We start from the raw sequence: 20,955 nt of genomic DNA, 5'->3' as shown, positions 1-20,955 counted from the left end.
CAGCTACAGGACTTGCAGCTGGAACTTATACTGTTACAGTAACTGACGCAAACGGTTGTACTGCAACTCGTAATTATACTATTACTGAGCCATCGGTGATTGATAATAATGTTACATTAGCTTTAGGGATATTAGAGGCTGTGCAAACTGGTGCTACTTATCAATGGTACCAATGTCCAAATACAATTCTTTCAGGAGAAACTAATCAAACATTTACTCCAACTGTTGTAGGTGACTACAAAGTAGAAATTACTGTTGGAGGATGTACAAATACTTCAGCTTGTGTGACAGTAGCAATTTTAGATAATGAAAGTTTTGATAGTACAAACTTTATATGTTATCCTAATCCAACTTCTGATATTTTAAACATTAGTAATAATAACATAATTGATGAAGTTAATGTAATTAATATGTTAGGACAAGAGATAATTTCTACTCAATTTAAAAGCAAAGAAATTCAGTTAAATTTATCTACCCTTCCAGCAGCAACTTATTTTATAAAAGTAACCTCAGAAGGGAAATCAAAAACAATTAAAATTTTAAAACAATAATTTAACGTATAAAAATTTTTTAAATTAAAATTATTACTTTAATTTATAAGAAATTAATTAACAAAAAATAATTATGAGTACAACAAATTCATCTAGTACATTAGTACCTCCGGGAGTAGAAATTTCTTCAAATTTTAAATCATTAAATAGTGTAATTGAGTTCACAAGACCAAGACCAACTGAACCCTTGCCACCATTAGTGCAAGCCTACTATGAAAATGGTATTCTTGAAGTAAGTGCTGTTGCTTTTATTGATGCAAGTCAAAAATTAGAATCAATAAGTGTCTTCTATGATGATTCACAAGACATGCCAACTTTTTATGTTACTTATACAGCACCTGAAACAGAAGCTATAAAATTTATGGGATATCAAGTGAATTTCACAATTGAATTATCAAACAAACCTGAAGTTATTGAAACTTTTGTTTGGGATGAAGATCCTCGCACATCAAGAGGGACTTATACTACAGTTCAACCTTAAGAAACAGTTTAGAATTTTTCTTACAAAAAACAGAGGCACTCCCTCTGTTTTTTTGTTTTTTCAATGTATATTTGAAAAAAAACTTTGAGAAGCAAAATATTATTTTTTTTAATATTCTTCACTTCTGTAAATTTTTTATTTTCTCAACAGAATTACAATAATTTATTTGAGAAAAAAGTAAAAAATTCATACAGCCAATTTACTCGTGAAAAAAACTTTAATAAAGCACAATTATTTTTTTTAGAAAAAAACTGGGACTCTACCTTAGTTTATTCAATGAAGCAGCTAAGTAGTGATAAAAAAAAATCCGAGCTAGATAATTATTGTTACTTTTTTAGAGGTGTTAGTTTCAAAGAAAAAAGAATTCTTAATGAAGCTAAAAATGAGTTTAGTAAAATTTCTAAAGAATTTGAATTTTACAAAACTGTTAAAAATTTCTTAGGCCAAATTGCATTAGAACAAAATGAATTTAAAAAAGCTATAGATTATTTTAAAGAATTTGAAAACTTTCCAGAAACAAACTCTTTCAACATTAAAAAAGGAGAAGTAAATCATAATTTAGGGATTTGCTATTTACATCTAAATAATTATGAAAAAGCTGAGTTATACTTATTAAAAAGCACTAAAATTCAAGAAAAAGAAAAAGATACTTTTCTATTAATTGGTGCATATGGCGATGTTGCTAATTTATATTATAACCAATACAAAGACAACTTAGCCATTCCTTTTTTTGAAAAGGCTTATCTTTTATCTAAAAAAGTTAAACGATATGATTTAAAAAAAACAACGGCTTTAAATTTAGCAATAGTTGAAGAAAACAGAAAAAATCTTGAAAAATCAATCTTTTACAGAAAAGAAGCCGAAAAATGGAATGACTCTTTAACAGATCAAAATAAAATATGGGCACTAGCTGAAGTTGAAAAAAAGTTTGCCGTTAGACAAAAGCAAAAAGAAATAGAAGTACTTCAGGTAAAAAATGAAATACGGGAAACCCAAAGAAATGGACTTTTCATTATTGCACTTTTATTATTGTGCATATTTGGTATTGGTGTTTATTTTTATCTGCAAAAAATCAAAAAGAACAAAATCATTTTAGCTCAAAAGGAAAATTTAGATGAATTAAATGCCACAAAAGACAAACTATTTTCTATTGTTAGTCATGATTTAAGATCTTCTGTTAACACCTTAAAATCTAGTAACTCAAAACTTATGCTAAATCTTAAATCTAATAATTATGAAGAATTAGATGGATTATTGCATAAAAATGCTGTTGTAGCAAATAGTACATATAATTTGTTGGACAATTTACTTAATTGGGCTAACCAACAAACTGATCAAATATTTTTTCAAAAAGAATCTTTGCATTTATTTTCGGTGATAAAACAGGTGGAGTATAATTATAAACCATTAGTATTAGAAAAAAATATTGAACTAAAAATAGAAATCGATAAAAACACATTTGTATTTATGGATTTAGATTCCTTGAAAATTATTTTAAGAAACTTACTAGATAACTCCTTAAAGTTTACCAATGAAAATGGTGTAATTTCTATTTTTACACAAGATTATAGTTCAGAATATATTCAGCTTATTATTGAAGATACTGGAATTGGAATGAGTGACGCTGTAATAAAAGAATTACTTCAAGAAAACACACAATTATCAAAAAAATCCAACAAAGAAACAATAGGAACTGGTTTAGGAATGCAACTTTGTAAATCAATGTTATTAAAAAATGAAGGAAAGTTAAACATTGAAAGTCAAGAAGAAATAGGAACAAAAATCATATTATTTTTACCAAAATACACAACAAATGAATAAAACAAATATTCTTATAATTGAAGATACTAAATCCGAAAGTGACTTACTAAAGGAAATCTTGATTGCTAATGATTACAATATCGTTGGTATTGCAACAAATTATACAGAAGCATTAACATTGTTTTATCAACATAAGGTAGATTTAATTATTATTGATGTGTTTTTAAATGGACAACCTGAAGGAATTACTTTTGCAGAAACCATCACAATAACTCCAAATATTGCAAAACCATTTGTGTTTTTAACTAGCTCAAAAGATCGTCAGATTTTTGAAAGAGCTAAGCTTACCAAACCATTTAGTTTCTTACTAAAACCATTTAATGAACTGGAAGTTTTGTATGCCATTGAAATGGCTGTTGAAAAATTTTATGACCAAACTAATGTCTATTTAAGTGAAGATGAAGACACAGTTATTGGGAATACTCATTTGTTTATAAAAAAGAAAAACGCATTAAAAAAAGTAGCAATTGAAGATATTATTTATATTGAAGTAGAAGAAAGATATTGCAATATAATAACATTGAATGAAAAATATTTAGTCGCACTATCACTTACTAAAATAACTGAATTTTTAGACGCTAATACATTTTCTAAAACACATCGTAATTATATTGTTAATACGAATAAAATTACTGAAATAATTCTTTCTGAAAATTTAATTATGCTTGAAGGTAATCACAAAGTAACTTTAAGTGACAAGTACAAAGACTTTATACATAAATTTAAAATATTGAAATAAATAAAAAAACCTTCCGAATTTTCGAAAGGTTTTTTTATTTATTTTATTGACTATTAAGCAATAACTTTTACAAAGTTGGCTATAGCTTTTGATTTTTCTACAATTTCTTCAATTGGCGTATCTAAATTATCATAATTTAGGACAACACCCATTCTTCTATATGGTCGAGAAGTAGGTTTTCCAAAAAGCCTGAAATCGGTTTTTGGTTGAAAAGCTACATTTTCAATTCCTGTAAAAGTTGGGTTATCTGAGTTTTCTGAAGCTAAAATTACGGCACTTGCTCCAGCTCTTTCTTGAGTGATTTCGAAAATTGGTAAACTTAAAATCGCACGTAAATGCAATTCAAATTCGTTGAAGTTTTGAGTATTTGCTAAGGTTACCATTCCAGTATCGTGTGGTCTTGGAGATAATTCTGAAAAATAAACACCATCGTTTGTTAAGAAAAATTCTACACCAAAAAGTCCAGCACCACCTAAAGCTTCTGTTACTTTTTTCGCCATATCCTGTGCTTCAAGAATATCTTTTTCTGAAACTCTGGCTGGTTGCCAACTTTCTTGATAATCACCACGTTCTTGTCTGTGACCAATTGGTGCGCAAAACAAAGTTGGTAAATTATTATTTTGAGTTACTGTTAAAAGTGTAATTTCTGAATGGAAGTTTACGAAAGCTTCTACGATAACTTCTACGATATCACCACGAGAACCTTCTACGGCATAATTCCAAGCCTTTTCTATATCTTCTTGAGTTTTAATTGTAGATTGTCCTTTTCCAGAAGAACTCATTAATGGTTTAACTACGCAAGGCATTCCCACTTCTGAAACTGATTTTTGTAATTCTTCGTATGAAGTGGCATAACGATAATTGGCTGTTTTTAAACCTAAATCTTTTGCGGCTAAATCGCGGATTGCTTTACGATTCATAGTGAAATTTGCAGCTTTTGCAGAAGGCACCACTGTGATTCCTTGTTTTTCGTAATCGTAAAAACGTTCTGTACGAATGGCTTCAATTTCTGGAACGATAAAATCTGGTTGATGTTTCGCTACGATTCTGTCTAATTCAGCGCCATCAAGCATATTAATCACTTCAAAACCGTGTGCAACTTGCATTGCTGGTGCGTTTTCGTAACTATCAACTGCAATAACTTTTTGTCCGATTCTTTGTGCGGCGATTACAAATTCTTTTCCTAGTTCACCAGAACCTAGTAATACTATCTTTTTGTTCATTTTATGTTGTGTTTAAAATTTCAAAATTCGTTGTTCTTAATTGAATATTCAACATTTTTTTAAAACTTGGAATGTTGAACAATGAATGTTGAATGTTGAATTGGGTTTGCGTTAGGGAGTGCAGTGAAAATCCTTTTATTTTTCATAAAAGATTGTAACGAAAAGCCCGACCCGAAGGGAAACGCCCAAAATATTAAAATTAAAAAAGCCCCAAGTTTCCAAGGGGCAAAATATATTAAGACACAGCGTCTTTGATTCTTTTGATTGCTTCAATTAGTTGCTCTTCGCTAGTTGCGTATGAAAGTCGTAAGCAGTTTGGACTTCCGAAAGCGTCACCAGTTACAGTTGCAACATTCGCTTCTGCTAATAAATACATAGCGAAATCTGTTGCGTCTTTAATTTCAGTTCCTCTTAATGTTTTTCCGAAATAGTGAGATACATCTGGGAAAACGTAAAATGCTCCATCAGGATTATTTAATTTGAAACCTGGAATTTCTTTCATTAATCCGAAAACTAAATCGCGACGTTTATGGAACGCGTCAACCATATATTTAATTTGAGAAGGATTTGCTTCTACAGCCGCTTTTGTAGCACGTTGCGCAATAGAATTCGCACCACTTGTTACTTGACCTTGCATTTTTGTACAGGCTTTCGCGATAAATTCTGGAGCTCCGATATAACCAATTCTCCAACCTGTCATAGCAAATGCTTTTGCTACACCGTTTACAGTAATGGTATTATTTTCCATTCCTTCAATTGAACCAATTGAGCAATAGCTTCCAGTATAATTAATGTGTTCATAAATTTCATCTGAAACGACATAAATGTTTGGATATTTTTTTAGAACCGCTACTAAAGCTGTTAATTCTTCTTTGCTGTAAACTGAACCTGAAGGATTACAAGGCGAACTGAACCACATCATTTTAGTTTTTGGTGTGATAGCTGCTTCTAATTGTGCAGGTGTAATTTTAAAATTTGTTTCTACAGAAGTTGGAACTTCTACTGGAATTCCGCCAGAAAGTTTGATAATTTCGAAGTAGGATACCCAAAATGGTGCTGGAAGAATTACTTCGTCACCATCGTTTATCATCACTTGCGCAATATTATATAAAGATTGTTTTGCTCCAGTTGAAACTACAACTTGACTTGGCGTATAATTTAAATTATTATCACGTTTAAATTTCGCACAAATCGCTTCTTTTAAATCTAAATATCCATCAACTGGTGGATATGTAGAATAATTATCGTCGATAGCTTTTTTGGCTGCTTCTTTAATGAAATCAGGCGTATTGAAATCAGGCTCTCCTAAACTTAAACTAATAATGTCTTTTCCTTGTTGTTTTAATTCTCTTGCTAATGCTGCCATTGCTAACGTTTGTGAAACGGCAAGATTGTTAATTCTTTCTGATAAAATGTTGCTCATGTTGGTAGTTAAATTTTTTACAAATGAAGAAACGCGATAAATTGTGTTTCTATTATTATGCTAAATGAGGTTTTTGTCCTAAATCTTTTAAATGCTTGAAATGGGCAATAACAGCACTTCGCATGGTTTGATACTCGAAATATGGCAAGTCACATTCCATAGCAGTTTGTTTTACAAATTCAGCAATTTTACCGTAGTGAATGTGACTAATATTTGGAAAAAGATGATGTTCTACTTGGTGATTTAATCCACCAGTATACCAATTTACAATCCAGTTTTTAGGCGCAAAGTTTACAGTAGTTAATAATTGGTGAATTGCCCAAGTATTTTCAATTTCATTATCATCATTTGGATGAGGATTTATAGTATCTTCCGTAATGTGCGCTAATTGGAAAACCACACTTAAAATCATTCCAGCAGTATAATGCATGATGAAGAATCCAAGTAAAATTACCCACCAGCTTGCTACACTAAATAGTAATGGTAACACAATCCAGAATCCAAAATATACAATTTTTGAGATTACTAAACCAGTCCATAAGTTCGTTGGATTTGGCTCACTCCCGTAAGATAATTTTCTTTTTATGTAACCACCCATTTGTTTGAAATCAGTTGTTAAACACCAGTTGATTGTTAACAAACCATATAAAAAGATAGAATAATAATGTTGAAAAGCGTGAAATTTATACCAAGTTGCTTCTTTTGTAAAACGAATGACACGACCTGCGTCTAAATCTTCATCATGACCCGGAATATTTGTATATGTATGATGTAAAACATTGTGTTGCACTTGCCAATTGTAAACATTACCAGCTAGAATATAAATACTTCCGCCCATAATTTTATTTAACCAATTTTTAGAAGAATACGACCCATGATTTCCATCATGCATTACATTCATACCAACTCCAGCCATACCAATTCCAATAACAACAGATGCTAATAAATATACCAGAGTTGGAACTTTGACAAAAAATATCACGAAAAACGGCACAAAGAACAGTGTAAACATTATAACTGTTTTTAAATGCAGCTGCCAATTCCCTGTTTTTTTAATGTTTTTTTCTTTGAAATATTCATTAACCCTTTTATTTAGAGTCCTGAAAAATTGGGCTTTATCTAATCTTGAAAAGGTTGGAGATTTAATTTCCATATAAATTAATTTAATGTGCAAAGGTACTAATATTTCTCTAAAAAAAATATTGATAAATATCATATCACATAAAAATTGTATTTTTGCAAAAAAAACAAACGATTTGGAACTGATTTTAAAATATTTCCCCGATTTAACTCCTTTACAGATTGAACAATTCACAAAATTGTACGATTTGTATATTGATTGGAATGCAAAAATTAATGTAATTTCTAGAAAAGATATAGACGAATTATATTCGCGACATGTATTGCATTCTTTAGGAATAGCAAAAGTGATACAATTTAATCCAGGTTCTAAAATTTTAGACGTTGGAACTGGCGGTGGTTTTCCTGGAATTCCGTTAGCTATTATGTTTCCTGAAACACAATTTTACTTAATTGACATCATTGCTAAGAAAATAAAAGTTGTAAATGAAGTAGCTCAAGGTTTAGGTTTAAAAAATGTAAAAGCAGAACAAAAAAGAGCAGAATTAGTCAAAGAAGAATTCGATTTTATTGTGAGTAGAGCGGTTACTAATATGCCTGATTTTGTAAAATGGATTAAAGACAAAACGAAGAAAAATTCTACACATGAATTGAAAAACGGAATTTTGTATTTAAAAGGCGGCGATTTATCAGAGGAATTAGCGGCTTACAAAACGGTTCAATTATTTGAATTACCTGATTTCTTTGAAGAAGAATTCTTCGAGACAAAGAAAGTGGTGTATTTGCCTTTAAAATACAAATCTTAAAACAAAAATAAATCTCTTTTAACTTTATTATAAAAAACAAAAACCCTGTCTATTTCTAGACAGGGTTTTTATATATTTATTATTATTTACTTATTCTAAAATAATTTTTTCAGAATGATTTAAGTCTTCACCGTTAAGTTTTAAAACATAAACTCCAGATGATAACGACTCTAAATTAATAGCGTTTGTGTTATTAAAGTTTGCTACGTTTTGATTATAAACTTGTCTCCCATTAAGATCATAAACACTAATTTGTAAGTCACCAACATAATTAGCAATATTAATGTTTACTAATCCATTTGAAGGGTTAGGATAAATTCTAAATAAATCACTGTTTTGGAAATAATCATTTGCTAAAATACAGTTAGAACCCGTTGCAGGTGTAGCTCCTGGAGTTGGTACCGTAAAGTCTTCAACTTGATCTTGTATTCCTGCAACACCAGCAGTAGAGTTAGAAGTCGCAGCTAAACCTAATCCTCTTCTTGCAAATGTTTCCCAAATTATACAGTAGTTTTGTCCAGCAGCTTGTCCAACTGTAGTGTTCAAATCTGCTTGCAAAATTGCATCTCTACATTGAACTAAAGAAGGATTTGCAGGAGTTAATTTCATTGCATTAATAATTAAACGCATTACTTTATTATTACCACCAGTTCCGTTGTATATATTTGAATCATACCCATATCTATCGATAAAATTCCAAGCTAAATCCCATAACATTGCACACCAAACCGAACCAACTGAATGCACATCAACTCTATCTATATCATTAGCGTCTGTATACCACATGTCATTTGTATCAGCAAAAGTATGTGGATTTACCGCCATATTTGTAGAATATCTGTATTGTCTGATTCCAGGTCCATTTGTTGCTTGATTCTCAACAAAAGTACCAATTCCTCTTGCGTCATTTCTTGTATCACCTGGCTTGATTTGCATTACTAACCATAACCAATCTGACCAACCTTCACCTGGTTGCTCAGCAGAACCACCTAATCCAGCTCCACCACCAACTAATCTAGTTGAAATACCGTGTCCGTATTCATGAGCAATAACTCCATTGTCAAAATCTCCGTCAGAGTTTATAAATCCAGTTGGGTCATTTTTAATTTTACCATTAACAGTTCCAAGTGCCATTTGAGCAATAATTGCTTCCCCAACATTATAAGAAACAAAAATAGCTGGAATAGTAATTGTTGCATCTGCACCACCCATATTTACTAATTGGTCTGGAGCTGCAGTATCATTATTTACCATTATTACAGCAATAGCACCTGCATTTTGAGCATTTTTAACTTTCTCTACAAACGGACAAACACCTCTTCTAATTACCGCAATTTTACCACTCAATGCAGCGCCATTTACTGCAGCTGTACATCCATCAGAGTTGTCAGGTGTTCCATCGTCATATAAAACCAAATCTTGAGTAACTCCTGGTGATGGCAACAATGCCACATTACCTGGTGAAAAAGCATTATTTGTAGCAAGATATTCACCAGCTATAGAAGCAGGAGAATTTATTGTTAAAAATCTTGGAGTTGGTCCTACATCCCATAAATACATTTGCATTCTTGGTTTACCTCCATCTCCTGGAGTAGAAAAATTCGCATTATTAAGCGTAGGAGTTGTACCTTGAGAAGCATCTTGAGCCTCAGCGTTTACAGCATCATTTTGAGAACCACCTCTTCCGTAGTTTGCTGCTTGAAAGTTTCTATTTGCTTCATTGAAACCATACTGATACCACAAATCATGCATTACATTATTTTGGTAAAATAAATTAGTTATTGCTGCATTAATATAGGTTGTTGCTGCTGTTCCTGTTCCTCCATAAGGAAAATCAAATGTTAAATTTGGATATGTTCCAGCTGAAGCATTTGCATAAGTTGTTGGATTTGTAGGATTTGCATTAGTGTAATCTGAATAAGCGAAAACATTATTACCTCTTGAGTAACCATACAAAAGTGATGCTGTAGATCCTCCAACTGTAGTACTAGCATTATGCCATCCGTTTGGAGATGCAGCTAAAGTTGATGGAGCTAAAACTGTTGTAGCTTCAGGATTTGTAATTAATTGTCTTGCAGAATGATTTGGACTTTCATAATTCCAAGGAATAACTCTATAGTTAGTTGTTCCAGGAGTTAATAAAGTTTCTACTGCTTGATTTTTAAATAATTTACTTGAATCAAAGCTCTTTACAGAACCAGCACAAGTTGCAGAATGATTATGTTTAGGACCAAAACTACAATTATGAACTAAATCAAATTTCTCTAATAAACTTCCATTAGTAGCATCAATTTTTACTTTCCATAAATGATTTCCGTTTTGAGAATAAAACTCATAACTCCATGATAATACTAAATCACCATTTTCGTTTGGAAAATAAACCAATTCAGCTCTAATTGGATCTTCAGTTTGAGTTCCGTTAGATAATCTGTATTTATTTTTATCAGAAGTAAGAATACTTGAAGAAAAACTACTTTCGTTTAATTTCAACAAAGCACTTGAAAATCCTTCAACAACACCTAAAGCAGGGTTTGCTGTATTTACTTTTGAAGAAACATTCGAAATAAACCCTTCAGGAGAATTAATTATTTCACCGTTTTTAATCCAAAAATAAACATAAGAATTGTCAACTTTTATATTGTTGTGAGTTTGCATTACTAAATAATTAGTAATACCAGTAGATTCAGAACTTGTTTCTGACTCAATTAACCAATTAGTCGCTTCTGCCGAACTAACGTTTAATTTGTTGAGATTTTGATTGATGTAGCTTTGTATTTTTTGATTTGGATTCTGAGAAAATCCAAAAGCAGTAAAAAACACAAAAACTAAAAGTAACAGTTTTTTCATAATTACGTAGGTTGTTTAATTTGTTAAAAGTTCAAAATTAGCATTTTATGGATAAAAACCAAATTTTTTACTATTATTTAACTTTATTTCTCACTTTAAGTGATTATATTTTTGTAGCATTTATGATTTTATATATTTCAATTGCTTTTCCATCTGTTAATAAAGAAATAAATTGACAGATATTTAATAGCTTATCATACATGGTTTCTTTATTGCATTTATATTTTTCCGGCAAAATATTCATGATTAATTTATCTGAATTGGTTGCCGAATTATTAGAAGTATTAATATACGCATTAATAAAAACATCTAATAATGTATGAATGACTTTATAACCAATAATTTCTTTTTCAATCACTTCTTTCGATTGATAAATATTTTTTACACTAATGTTTATAATATCAGAAATTTGTGCTTTATACTGACTTTTATCCATTAAAGAAACCGAAAATTCTCCTTTTAAAATTTCCGATTCGTTTTCCATAAAGATAGAAACCGCATCGTTAATTAAACTTCCAATAGCTAAAGCTCGCAAATAACTGATACGATCTTCTTTAGTTTTTAGTTCGTTATATTTCTTAGAATCAATAGATTTTTGCACCAATTTGATAAGATATTCTAAAGCGAAATCTTCATTGATTAATCCGAGTTTTATTCCGTCTTCAAAATCAATAATCGTATAGCAAATATCATCTGCCGCTTCCACTAAAAACGCTAAAGGATGACGGAAATATCCAACATCTGGATTGGTTTTATTCGAAATCATACCTAATTCGGTAGCGACATCTTGAAAGAATTTTTTGTCTTGCTGAAAGAATCCGTATTTTTTATCGCAAATATTTGATGTTGGTTTTTTTGGCAAACTTTCTTTTGGATATTTCATGAAAGTTCCTAAAGTCGCGTATGATAAGCGCAATGCACCTTCCACTCCTTCTCTACTTGAGGTTAAGATAGAAAATCCGTTTGCATTACCTTCGAAATCAACAATATCTTGCCATTCTTTTTCGGTTACATCAGATTTGTATTTTTGTCCGCTTCCTGAAGAAAAATATTCTCCAATTGCTTTTTCACCTGAATGTCCGAAAGGCGGATTTCCAATATCGTGAGACAAACATGCTGCAGCCACAATCGCACCAAAATCGTTTAATTGATAGCCATGAATTTCTTGTAAATGCGGATATTTTTCTAAAACTTTTTTTCCAACCAATCTTCCGATTGAACGACCGACAACAGAAACTTCCAAACTATGTGTCAATCTTGTATGCACAAAATCGGTTTTTGAAAGCGGAATAACTTGTGTTTTATCTTGAAGTAAACGAAATTCTGAAGAAAAAATAATTCTATCATAATCCACTTCAAAACCTAAACGCGTATCGTCTTGTTCTTTTCGTAATCTTTTACTTGTGTCGCCTTGTCTTTTTAAAGACAAAAGTTGTTCCCACTGCATCATTGGAATGTTATTTTTAGATTGACGAAGATAGGAATTTATTTCACTTTTTTCATACAAACACTATTTTCTACACCAATATATTGTCCGTAATTCTGGATGAATTGATAGCCTGTTTTTTCATACAAGGCAATTGCACTTGTGAGTTTTGGCGACGTTTCTAAAATAAAAGAAGTAAATCCAAATTCGTTCGCCCAATTTTCTAATTCATTTAAAACAAAACGAGCAATTCCTTTATTTCTATGATTTGGATGAACGAACATTCGTTTGATTTCGGCAGTATTTTCGTCAAATTTCTTGAAAGCGCCACAACCAACCACTTCTGAATTTTCATAAACCACTAGAACATTGTCTAATTGCACATTATTATAAAAGGCAAAAAAATCTCTTTCATCACCATCAATATCTACTAAATATTCATCAAAAAGTGCTGATAATTTTTTAAAATCTGGGTTATCTGAATTGGTTCGAATGATTTTCATAGTTCATTAATTTATTGTACGAAGATAAAAATTTAGAAATCTTTGCCACGAATTCTCGAATTAAAAATCGAATCAAAAAAATTCGAATCGACTATGTCGATAAATAATTCGAATAAAATATTTCGAACAAAATCATTCGGTTTACAAATTCGAGAATTCGTGGCTTTAAACTAAATATTTTGTACAAAAAAAGCCTTCGAATTGAAGGCTTTAAAATTTACTCTTTTAAATTTGATAAGAAAAACAAACTTGATTTCTTTGGATACTTATCATAACTCTTATCGCTTGGGTTTTCAATAACTGTTTTCAAATTTACTTCATCTCCCAATTTAAATTTCGAAACGACTAATTTGTAATCTAACATATATGGACCGCAGAAAAAATTTCCGTCAGCGTCTTGTTCAATTATTCCTGTATAAACTCCTTTTTCTTTTGCCATGATTATATTTTTTACAAAGGTATAAAAAAACAGCCATTAAAAATAATGGCTGTTTTCTGTATTCTATTTTATTTTTTTTCTAATTAAGAACCACACATTTCGCAATCGTCTGGACCAGCGTTTTTAGCTAATTCAATCATTGCTCTGTATTCTTCAGCACTCATAGCAGAAGTTGAAACTGGTTCTACAGCTTGCACTACTTCTAATTGTTCTTTTGGTGCAGTTTGTACAATTGGTTCTGCTTTTTTGTCGTTGTTTAATGTAAACTTAATCGCATCAACAGCTGCTTTTGTACGTAAATAGTACATTCCAGTTTTTAATCCAGATTGCCAAGCGTAAAAGTGCATTGATGTTAATTTCGCATAATTTGCATTTTGCATGAACAAGTTTAACGACTGCGATTGATCTACGAAATACCCACGGTGACGCGACATATCAATAATATCTTTCATAGACATTTCCCAAACTGTTTTGTATAATTCTTTTAAGTCTTGTGGAATATTTAAGTTTTGAACCGATCCGTTTTCACGCATTAATTCTTGTTTTAACTCTTCTGTCCAAAGTCCTAATTTTACTAAATCTTCTAGTAAATGTTTGTTTACCACGATGAATTCTCCAGATAAAACTCTACGCGTATAAATATTTGAAGTATACGGTTCAAACGCTTCGTTGTTTCCTAAAATTTGAGATGTTGAAGCTGTTGGCATTGGCGCCACTAATAACGAGTTACGAACTCCAAATTCCATTACTTCTTTTCTTAAATTCGCCCAATCCCAACGACCAGATAAATCTTCATCGTTTAATCCCCAAAGGTTATATTGGAATTCTCCTTGTGAAATTGGTGAACCTTTAAAGCTAGAATATGGTCCTTCTTCTTTCGCCATTTCCATTGAAGCCGTTACAGCTGCAAAATACATGGTTTCGAAGATTTCTTGATTTAATTTTTTCGCTTCGTCACTTGTAAAAGGCATTCTTAGCATGATGAAAGCATCTGCTAAACCTTGCACTCCTAATCCGATTGGACGGTGACGTTTGTTAGAATTTTCTCCTTCAATTACTGGATAATAATTTCTATCAATTACTTTATTTAAGTTTTTAGTCACACGTTTTGTAACAGTGTAAAATAAATCGTGATTGAATGCTCCGTTTTCTACGAACATTGGTAACGAAAGAGAGGCTAAATTACAAACTGCAATTTCATCTTTCGAAGTATATTCCATAATTTCAGTACATAAATTCGAAGAACGAATAGTACCTAAATTTTTCTGATTTGATTTTCTATTTGCTGCATCTTTGTACAACATATATGGCGTTCCAGTTTCAATTTGAGATTCTAGAATTTTTTCCCATAATTCATGTGCTTTGATCGTTTTTCTACCTTTTCCAGCTGCTTCGTAAGAAGTATACAATGCTTCGAATTCTTCACCATGAACATCGTATAAACCTGGACATTCATTTGGACACATTAACGTCCATAATCCGTCTTCTTGTACGCGTTTCATGAATAAATCTGACGTCCACATCGCGAAGAATAAATCACGTGCACGCATTTCTTCTTTACCTGTATTCTTTTTCAAATCTAAGAAATCGAAAATATCTGCATGCCAAGTCTCGATGTAAATCGCAAAACTTCCTTTACGTTTTCCACCACCTTGATCTACATAACGAGCCGTGTCATTGAAAACACGTAACATTGGAACAATTCCGTTTGACGTTCCGTTTGTTCCACGAATGTACGAACCTGTTGCGCGAACATTGTGAATTGATAATCCAATTCCTCCAGCCGATTGTGAGATTTTTGCTGTTTGTTTTAACGTATCGTAAATTCCATCGATACTATCGTCTTGCATTGCTAAAAGGAAACAAGATGACATTTGAGGTTTTGGCGTTCCAGCGTTAAATAAAGTTGGCGTCGCATGTGTGAAGAATTTTTTCGACATTAAGTCGTAAGTTTCTAACACAGCAGGTAAATCATCTAAGTGAATTCCAACAGAAACACGCATTAACATGTGTTGTGGACGTTCTACAATTTTACCGTTGATTTTTAACAAATACGAACGCTCAAGAGTTTTAAATCCGAAATAATCGTAGTTAAAATCTCTGTTATATATGATATGAGAATTTAAATATTCTGCATTTTCTTGAATTACTTTATGTACTTCTTCTGATAAAAGAGGCGCTGCTTGATTCGTTCTTGGGTTTACATAATGAAACATTTCGTTCATCGTTTCCGAGAAAGATTTGTTGGTATTTTTATGTAAATTAGAAATGGCAATACGAGCTGCTAGTTGTGCGTAATCTGGGTGAGCAATGGTCATTGAAGCCGCTGTTTCTGCTGCCAAGTTATCTAATTCTGAAGTAGTTACACCATCATATAATCCTTCAATAACTCTCATAGCTACTTTTACAGCATCTACTAAATCGTTTAATCCATAACACAGTTTCTTGATTCTGTCTGTGATTTTGTCAAAACTTACTGGCTCTTTGTGGCCATCTCTTTTTATTACGTACATAGTTTTTGTTTTGTGAAACAGCAAATCCCTTTACTGCTTCGGGTTATTTGTATTAATTATTTTTGGCCAGAAATAAGGCTCGCCTATAATTACAGACTTACATTTTTAGGAAAAGTTTAATATCAGGATCTGGGGAAATTCTGTATTAATTTTTGCTACAAAGACACTAAGACGCGAAGTTTTTTTGTTTTTGTGGCAATTTTTAGTCTGATTTTAAAACTCAAACCAAGTTTATATTTTCTTTGTGACTTTGTGTCTTCGTGACGATAAATTAAAAATCAGCGTCAAACGTAATTTTTTGTGCGTCAGAATCTGTGTTCATCACACCTGCTTTTTGATATTCAGCCACTTTTTTCTCAAAGAAATTTGTTTTTCCTTGTAAAGAAATCATGTCCATAAAATCAAATGGGTTTGATGTATTGTATTCTCTTTCGCAACCTAATTCTACTAATAATCTATCCGCAACGAATTCTAAATATTGTGTCATTAATCCGGCATTCATTCCAATTAAAGAAACTGGTAATGATTCTGTAATAAATTCTCTTTCGATATTTAAAGCATCCACAATAATTTCTCTAATTCTTGCTTTTGATACTTTATTTACCAAGTGGTGATTGTGTAAATGCACTGCGAAATCACAGTGAACACCTTCGTCACGAGAAATTAATTCGTTAGAAAACGTTAAACCTGGCATTAAACCACGTTTTTTCAACCAGTAAATAGAACAGAAAGCTCCAGAGAAGAAAATTCCTTCAACAGCTGCAAACGCAATTAAACGCTCAGCAAAAGAATCAGATTCTATCCATTTTAATGCCCAATCAGCTTTTTTCTTGATGGCAGGAAAAACTTCTAAAGCATTAAATAATTCATTTTTTTCAGCTTCATCTTTTACATATGTATCAATTAAAAGTGAATACGTTTCTGAATGAATATTTTCCATCATGATTTGGAAACCATAAAAGAATTTCGCTTCCGCATATTGTACTTCATTTACGAAGTTCTCCGCTAAGTTTTCATTTACAATTCCGTCAGAAGCTGCGAAAAATGCCAAAATATGTTTGATGAAATATTTTTCATCAGCATTCAATTTATTATTCCAATCGTTTAAATCTTGAGACAAATCAATTTCTTCAGCTGTCCAAAAACTAGCTTCCATTGATTTATAAAATTCCCAAATATCATGGTGTTTGATAGGAAAAATTACGAATCTATTTTTGTTTTCTTGTAAAATTGGTTCAACGACTGACATAACTAATTGATTTTTTTATGTTTAATGAGATGCTTTCTCTAAATATTTGACTTTACAAAAATGGAGAAATGAATTGAATTATGAAAGTCAAACTTATTCACAATATGGCTAAGTTTTTAACAATCGGAAATAATTGTAAAGTTAAAAATAATTTTTATAACTATTTAATTATCAAATAATTATATTTAATCACAACACGTAAAAAAATCGTCTTAACCAGCTGATAATACACTTGCTAAGACGATTTTTGAGGTGTTTTTTTAAAGTCTATTTTTTTAAATCTTGCGCTACTTTTTCTAATTCTTCATACCACTCATTTCCAAACTTTCTCACCAAGGCTTCTTTTACAAATTTATACACTGGAACTTGTAATTCTGCACCTAAAGCACAAGCATCTGAACAAATGTGCCATTTATGATAATTTACCGCTGAAAAATCAGAATATTCTTTAACTCGGATTGGATATAAATGACAAGAAATTGGTTTTTTCCAATCTACTAACCCTTGATTATATGCTTGTTCAATTCCACAAAGTGCTGTTTTGCCATCAAAAATAACATAGGCACAATCTTTTCCATCAATTAATGTGGTTTCTAATTCGCCATCAGCACCAATTACGTGAGTACCTTGCGCTTCAATAGCCGCAATACCTTCTTTACGTAAAAACGGTTTTACTTTCGGATAAATATCAGCTAATATTTTCGTTTCTTCTAAAGACAATGGCGCACCAGCATCTCCATCGACACAACACGCACCTTTACAAGCTGATAAGTTACAAACGAAGTCGTTTTCTAAAATTTCTTCGGAAACTATAGTTTTTTGAAGTTGAAACATTCTTTTTAATTTAGTCTGCAAAGATAGTAATTTAATGTGTCAATTTTCAATTTGACAACGAGCCAATGCTAAGAATAATCACAAAATTGTCATTATTCCAATTTTAATAAACCTAATGTATCGTTAAATTCAAATGCATTTTTAAACAATATACCTATATTTGCAAAAACATTTACACTACTACTTATGGGAATTGACTGGAAAGAAGTTTTTACGATATCAATGATTTTATTTGCAGTAATTGATATTTTGGGAAGTATTCCAATTATTGTTGATTTACGAAGCAAAATTGGACATATTCAATCGGAAAAAGCGACAATTGTTTCCGCAGTTATTATGATTGCTTTTCTATTTGTAGGTGAAGAAATTTTAAAATTAATTGGTATTGATGCGAATTCGTTTGCTGTTGCTGGTTCATTTGTTTTGTTTTTCTTGGCTTTAGAAATGATTTTAGGAGTAAGATTATACAAAGAAGACAACCCAACCACAGCTTCAATTGTACCAATTGCTTTCCCATTAATTGCTGGAGCAGGAACAATGACAACTTTGTTATCTTTACGAGCAGCTTACGACAAGGTAAACATTATTATCGCTATTTTAATTAATGTGATTTTAGTTTATGGTGTTTTGAAATCGTCTGGAAAAATTGAAAAATTATTAGGCGTAAATGGTTTAGGAATTATTAGAAAAGTTTTTGGTGTGATTTTATTGGCGATTTCCATAAAATTATTTGCCGCAAACGTAAAAGGATTATTTATATAAATTAAAAAATAAAATGAAAATATTTAGTTACATTATTTATGCATTATCGTTAATCACTATAATTTTTAATGCTACAAAAATTAGTTTAGAAAAACCTTTCGAAGGAGAAAGTACAATTGCAATTATTGGAATTGTGGCTTCTTTTTGTGCAATTGTAATTGTAGCACTTTTTATGGTTTCTAGAAAACTTGTTGAGCAAACAAAATAACAGAATCAATATTTGCAATCCTACAAGTAAATAACTTGTAGGATTACAAATAACTTATTAAACAGATTTACTTAATAGACTCTAATCATTTCAATCCCACCTGTTGGCAATGTAAACAACTTTACATCGTGCTGATAAGTTTCTTTCGGCCTATCCAATGAATATGCCATGCTACTCAAATCAAAGTAAATTTTATTTGGAGATGTGTTTAAATTTGTAATTGTAAAAATTGAAGTTGCACCTCCATTAAAATCCTTCATTCTTCCATATAAAAAATCATCAGGAGCTTCAACGTATCCCCAAGAATGATAATTTGTATTTGTAAATATTGTATTTAAATTATCATAAATTATTATGCCGTTTTTAACCAATTTATACGTTATCACAACCCCATCAATAAACGAATACTTTCTTGTATATCCCGTTGGAGGAGGTGTTGAAGAACATAATTTATCTAACTTTACTATCTTTAATTCAAATAAAAGATCATTTGTTGTATAGCGCCATAAACCAACATACTGCTGTCTATCATTATTAGTATCTATGGCATAATTCCCATGTTTACTGTGCTGATCATCATGATCTGGATTAGACAACGAAGTTGTCGTTAGTACAGGATATTGCGCAAATAAACTACTTGTACATAATAAAAAAATATAAATAATTTGTTTTTTCATAATATTACTAATTACATGGTTCTTCAATAATTTGGCTTTCATTGCTATTTAATTTCAATCTATTCCAATTATTTGTTGTACTATTTTTTTCATAAAACTCTATCATAGCATCTAAATTTTTAGCTTTCAAAAACTTCAAAAAGCCTTTTTTTTGCTTATCGATTCCATCTGTTTTTTTAACAGTTTTTGCAAATTCAATTTCAAACTCATTTTGTATAGAATTCATCATTTGAAAATAACTCCTAAATGCAGTTTTATTTTTAATTTTTAAAGCAAAAGTTCCTAAATCCGAAGTAACATATAAACCAAATTCAACAACTGGTCTTGTTGACAATACTGCTAGCTGAGCAAAACCTAATATATCACTAAAAGAAAATACACCAAATGTTGTCCCATTATTTAAATGGCAATGTATAAATCCTATGCCATTTGTAGGTGTTGAATAAATATCATTACTTAAGTTTAATTCAACTTGACCTCCAGTATATTTATCATTCGGATCTCCAACTTGTTCCTGAGAAAACAACAAACCTTGACTAGCGTTTTGATACAACACATAAGCAGATTCAAAATTCTGATTACCTGCTTTTGTTTTTAACTCAATCATTTTGGAAGCAAATTCAGTAATTGAATCTTTATAAATTAAATCATCACATGGTGTAACTGGACCACCGCCTCCAATTGAATGTGGTGAAGTTACAATCTCAGAACCGCCGCCTCCGCCACCGCCTTGAGTGCAAATCATATCCCCAATTAATACATGCGAAAATGACTCTTCAAAAGCAGTAGGAAAACAATCACACTGATCAATTGGAGTTAATGTAACTACTTCTTCGGTAGTATAATTCACAACACAATCTTCTAATCCAATCTTATCAAACACATCCGTTACAATATTACTTTCTGTAATTTTGAACACTTTAGTTTTATTTGTAAAATTAATATTTTGATTTGTGTTTAAAGCATTAATTTCTAAAGATGAAAGATAATGTCTTAATAAATATGGTTGATATGTTCCATCTGATTGTGACATCAACACTAAATTATCTAAAAAGTTTCCATCCTGATTAAGCACCATAAAGGTATAAGAATTATTCTCTTGACTCTCCACATACTTTACTAAATCTGTATCAATAGTTATACCATTAATAGTATCATTAATTATTTTAGAAATATTATTTATTTTATTATGTTCTAAAGTATTAATCAGTGATTTGTTCTTTTTATAAAATTCTGAATTCACATACCTTACAGAATAAGATGTTTGATTAATCTTCTCTTCATATAATTCTTCGCTACACGAGAATTGAACAAATATCATTCCAAAGATAAATAATTTTTCAGATAGGAGTTTTTTCATATATACTTTTTAT

General features: G+C 31.0%; 19 protein-coding genes. 7 read left to right on the top strand and 12 right to left on the bottom strand.

The genetic code is table 11. The features are described 5' to 3' along the window. From BMX42_RS13095 to BMX42_RS13080, 4 genes are all read left to right on the top strand, one after another. On the top strand, nt 1-551 hold a 551-nt coding region (locus BMX42_RS13095; RefSeq protein WP_143055655.1), incomplete at its 5' end, for a T9SS type A sorting domain-containing protein. A gap of 73 nt (nt 552-624) precedes the next feature. Beyond that, complete coding sequence (locus BMX42_RS13090) at nt 625-1,032, top strand: hypothetical protein (protein WP_091315323.1); 408 nt, start codon at nt 625-627, stop codon at nt 1,030-1,032. 276 nt (nt 1,033-1,308) lie between these two features. Then, nucleotides 1,309-2,853 carry a tetratricopeptide repeat-containing sensor histidine kinase gene (locus BMX42_RS13085; protein WP_245748294.1) on the top strand — a complete coding sequence of 515 codons (1,545 nt, stop codon included), beginning with the start codon at nt 1,309-1,311 and terminating at the stop codon, nt 2,851-2,853. Then, nucleotides 2,846-3,592, top strand: coding sequence for a LytR/AlgR family response regulator transcription factor (locus tag BMX42_RS13080; RefSeq protein WP_091315317.1), 747 nt, complete (start codon nt 2,846-2,848; stop codon nt 3,590-3,592). Before BMX42_RS13085 ends, BMX42_RS13080 begins: the two co-directional genes overlap by 8 nt. Before the next feature lie 53 nt (nt 3,593-3,645). Here BMX42_RS13080 and purT read toward each other — a convergent pair whose 3' ends face one another. The 3 genes from purT to BMX42_RS13065 all read right to left on the bottom strand — a co-directional run bounded on the left by purT (nt 3,646) and on the right by BMX42_RS13065 (nt 7,391). Further along, nucleotides 3,646-4,815, bottom strand: coding sequence for a formate-dependent phosphoribosylglycinamide formyltransferase (purT, locus tag BMX42_RS13075; protein WP_091315314.1), 1,170 nt, complete (start codon nt 4,813-4,815; stop codon nt 3,646-3,648). Between the two features lie 235 nt (nt 4,816-5,050). Continuing rightward, nucleotides 5,051-6,238, bottom strand: a complete 1,188-nt coding sequence (locus tag BMX42_RS13070) for a pyridoxal phosphate-dependent aminotransferase (RefSeq protein ID WP_091315310.1) — start codon at nt 6,236-6,238, stop codon at nt 5,051-5,053. Between the two features lie 55 nt (nt 6,239-6,293). Next, complete coding sequence (locus BMX42_RS13065; RefSeq protein WP_091315307.1) at nt 6,294-7,391, bottom strand: fatty acid desaturase family protein; 1,098 nt, start codon at nt 7,389-7,391, stop codon at nt 6,294-6,296. 103 nt (nt 7,392-7,494) lie between these two features. Here BMX42_RS13065 and rsmG point away from each other — a divergent pair, with 103 nt between their 5' ends. Then, the gene (gene rsmG / locus BMX42_RS13060) at nt 7,495-8,124 is read left to right on the top strand and encodes a 16S rRNA (guanine(527)-N(7))-methyltransferase RsmG (protein ID WP_091315304.1); all 630 of its coding nucleotides are present in this window, start codon (nt 7,495-7,497) and stop codon (nt 8,122-8,124) included. A 90-nt stretch (nt 8,125-8,214) separates the two neighbouring features. On the opposite strand, the gene BMX42_RS13055 is transcribed toward rsmG, so the two are convergent. The 7 genes from BMX42_RS13055 to BMX42_RS13025 all read right to left on the bottom strand — a co-directional run bounded on the left by BMX42_RS13055 (nt 8,215) and on the right by BMX42_RS13025 (nt 17,935). Continuing rightward, nucleotides 8,215-10,971 (bottom strand): T9SS-dependent M36 family metallopeptidase, encoded by a 2,757-nt coding sequence (locus BMX42_RS13055; RefSeq protein WP_091315300.1) that lies wholly within the window; start codon nt 10,969-10,971, stop codon nt 8,215-8,217. Between the two features lie 103 nt (nt 10,972-11,074). Beyond that, nucleotides 11,075-12,418: a deoxyguanosinetriphosphate triphosphohydrolase gene (locus BMX42_RS13050; RefSeq protein ID WP_091315338.1), complete on the bottom strand. Its 1,344-nt coding sequence runs from the start codon at nt 12,416-12,418 to the stop codon at nt 11,075-11,077. Nucleotides 12,419-12,456: 38 nt separating this feature from the next. After that, entirely contained in the window at nt 12,457-12,900 is a 444-nt protein-coding gene (locus BMX42_RS13045; protein ID WP_091315297.1) for a GNAT family N-acetyltransferase, read from the bottom strand. A 217-nt stretch (nt 12,901-13,117) separates the two neighbouring features. Beyond that, a complete protein-coding gene (locus BMX42_RS13040) occupies nt 13,118-13,339 on the bottom strand; it encodes a hypothetical protein (protein WP_091315293.1) in 222 nt (73 codons plus the stop codon). An 83-nt stretch (nt 13,340-13,422) separates the two neighbouring features. Then, on the bottom strand, nt 13,423-15,852 hold the full coding sequence (locus BMX42_RS13035; RefSeq protein ID WP_091315287.1) for a ribonucleoside-diphosphate reductase subunit alpha: 2,430 nt from the start codon (nt 15,850-15,852) through the stop codon (nt 13,423-13,425). A 271-nt stretch (nt 15,853-16,123) separates the two neighbouring features. Next, nucleotides 16,124-17,101: a ribonucleotide-diphosphate reductase subunit beta gene (locus tag BMX42_RS13030; RefSeq protein ID WP_091315283.1), complete on the bottom strand. Its 978-nt coding sequence runs from the start codon at nt 17,099-17,101 to the stop codon at nt 16,124-16,126. 267 nt (nt 17,102-17,368) lie between these two features. Next, a complete protein-coding gene (locus BMX42_RS13025; RefSeq protein ID WP_091315280.1) occupies nt 17,369-17,935 on the bottom strand; it encodes a DUF3109 family protein in 567 nt (188 codons plus the stop codon). 186 nt (nt 17,936-18,121) lie between these two features. Between BMX42_RS13025 and BMX42_RS13020 the strand changes: the two genes are divergently transcribed. Both BMX42_RS13020 and BMX42_RS13015 read left to right on the top strand, forming a co-directional pair. After that, the gene (locus BMX42_RS13020; RefSeq protein ID WP_091315276.1) at nt 18,122-18,697 is read left to right on the top strand and encodes a MarC family protein; all 576 of its coding nucleotides are present in this window, start codon (nt 18,122-18,124) and stop codon (nt 18,695-18,697) included. 13 nt (nt 18,698-18,710) lie between these two features. Continuing rightward, a complete protein-coding gene (locus BMX42_RS13015; protein ID WP_091315273.1) occupies nt 18,711-18,905 on the top strand; it encodes a hypothetical protein in 195 nt (64 codons plus the stop codon). A 71-nt stretch (nt 18,906-18,976) separates the two neighbouring features. Here the strand turns inward: BMX42_RS13015 and BMX42_RS13010 are convergent, their stop codons facing one another. Further along, entirely contained in the window at nt 18,977-19,609 is a 633-nt protein-coding gene (locus tag BMX42_RS13010; protein WP_143055654.1) for a DUF6705 family protein, read from the bottom strand. Continuing rightward, the gene (locus BMX42_RS13005; protein WP_091315267.1) at nt 19,590-20,942 is read right to left on the bottom strand and encodes a hypothetical protein; all 1,353 of its coding nucleotides are present in this window, start codon (nt 20,940-20,942) and stop codon (nt 19,590-19,592) included. Before BMX42_RS13005 ends, BMX42_RS13010 begins: the two co-directional genes overlap by 20 nt. Between the last annotated feature and the right edge of the window lie 13 nt (nt 20,943-20,955).

The organism is Flavobacterium terrigena, assembly GCF_900108955.1.
GTDB classification, from domain to species: Bacteria; Bacteroidota; Bacteroidia; order Flavobacteriales; family Flavobacteriaceae; genus Flavobacterium; species Flavobacterium terrigena.
This window is presented reverse-complemented; position numbering and strand designations above follow the sequence as displayed.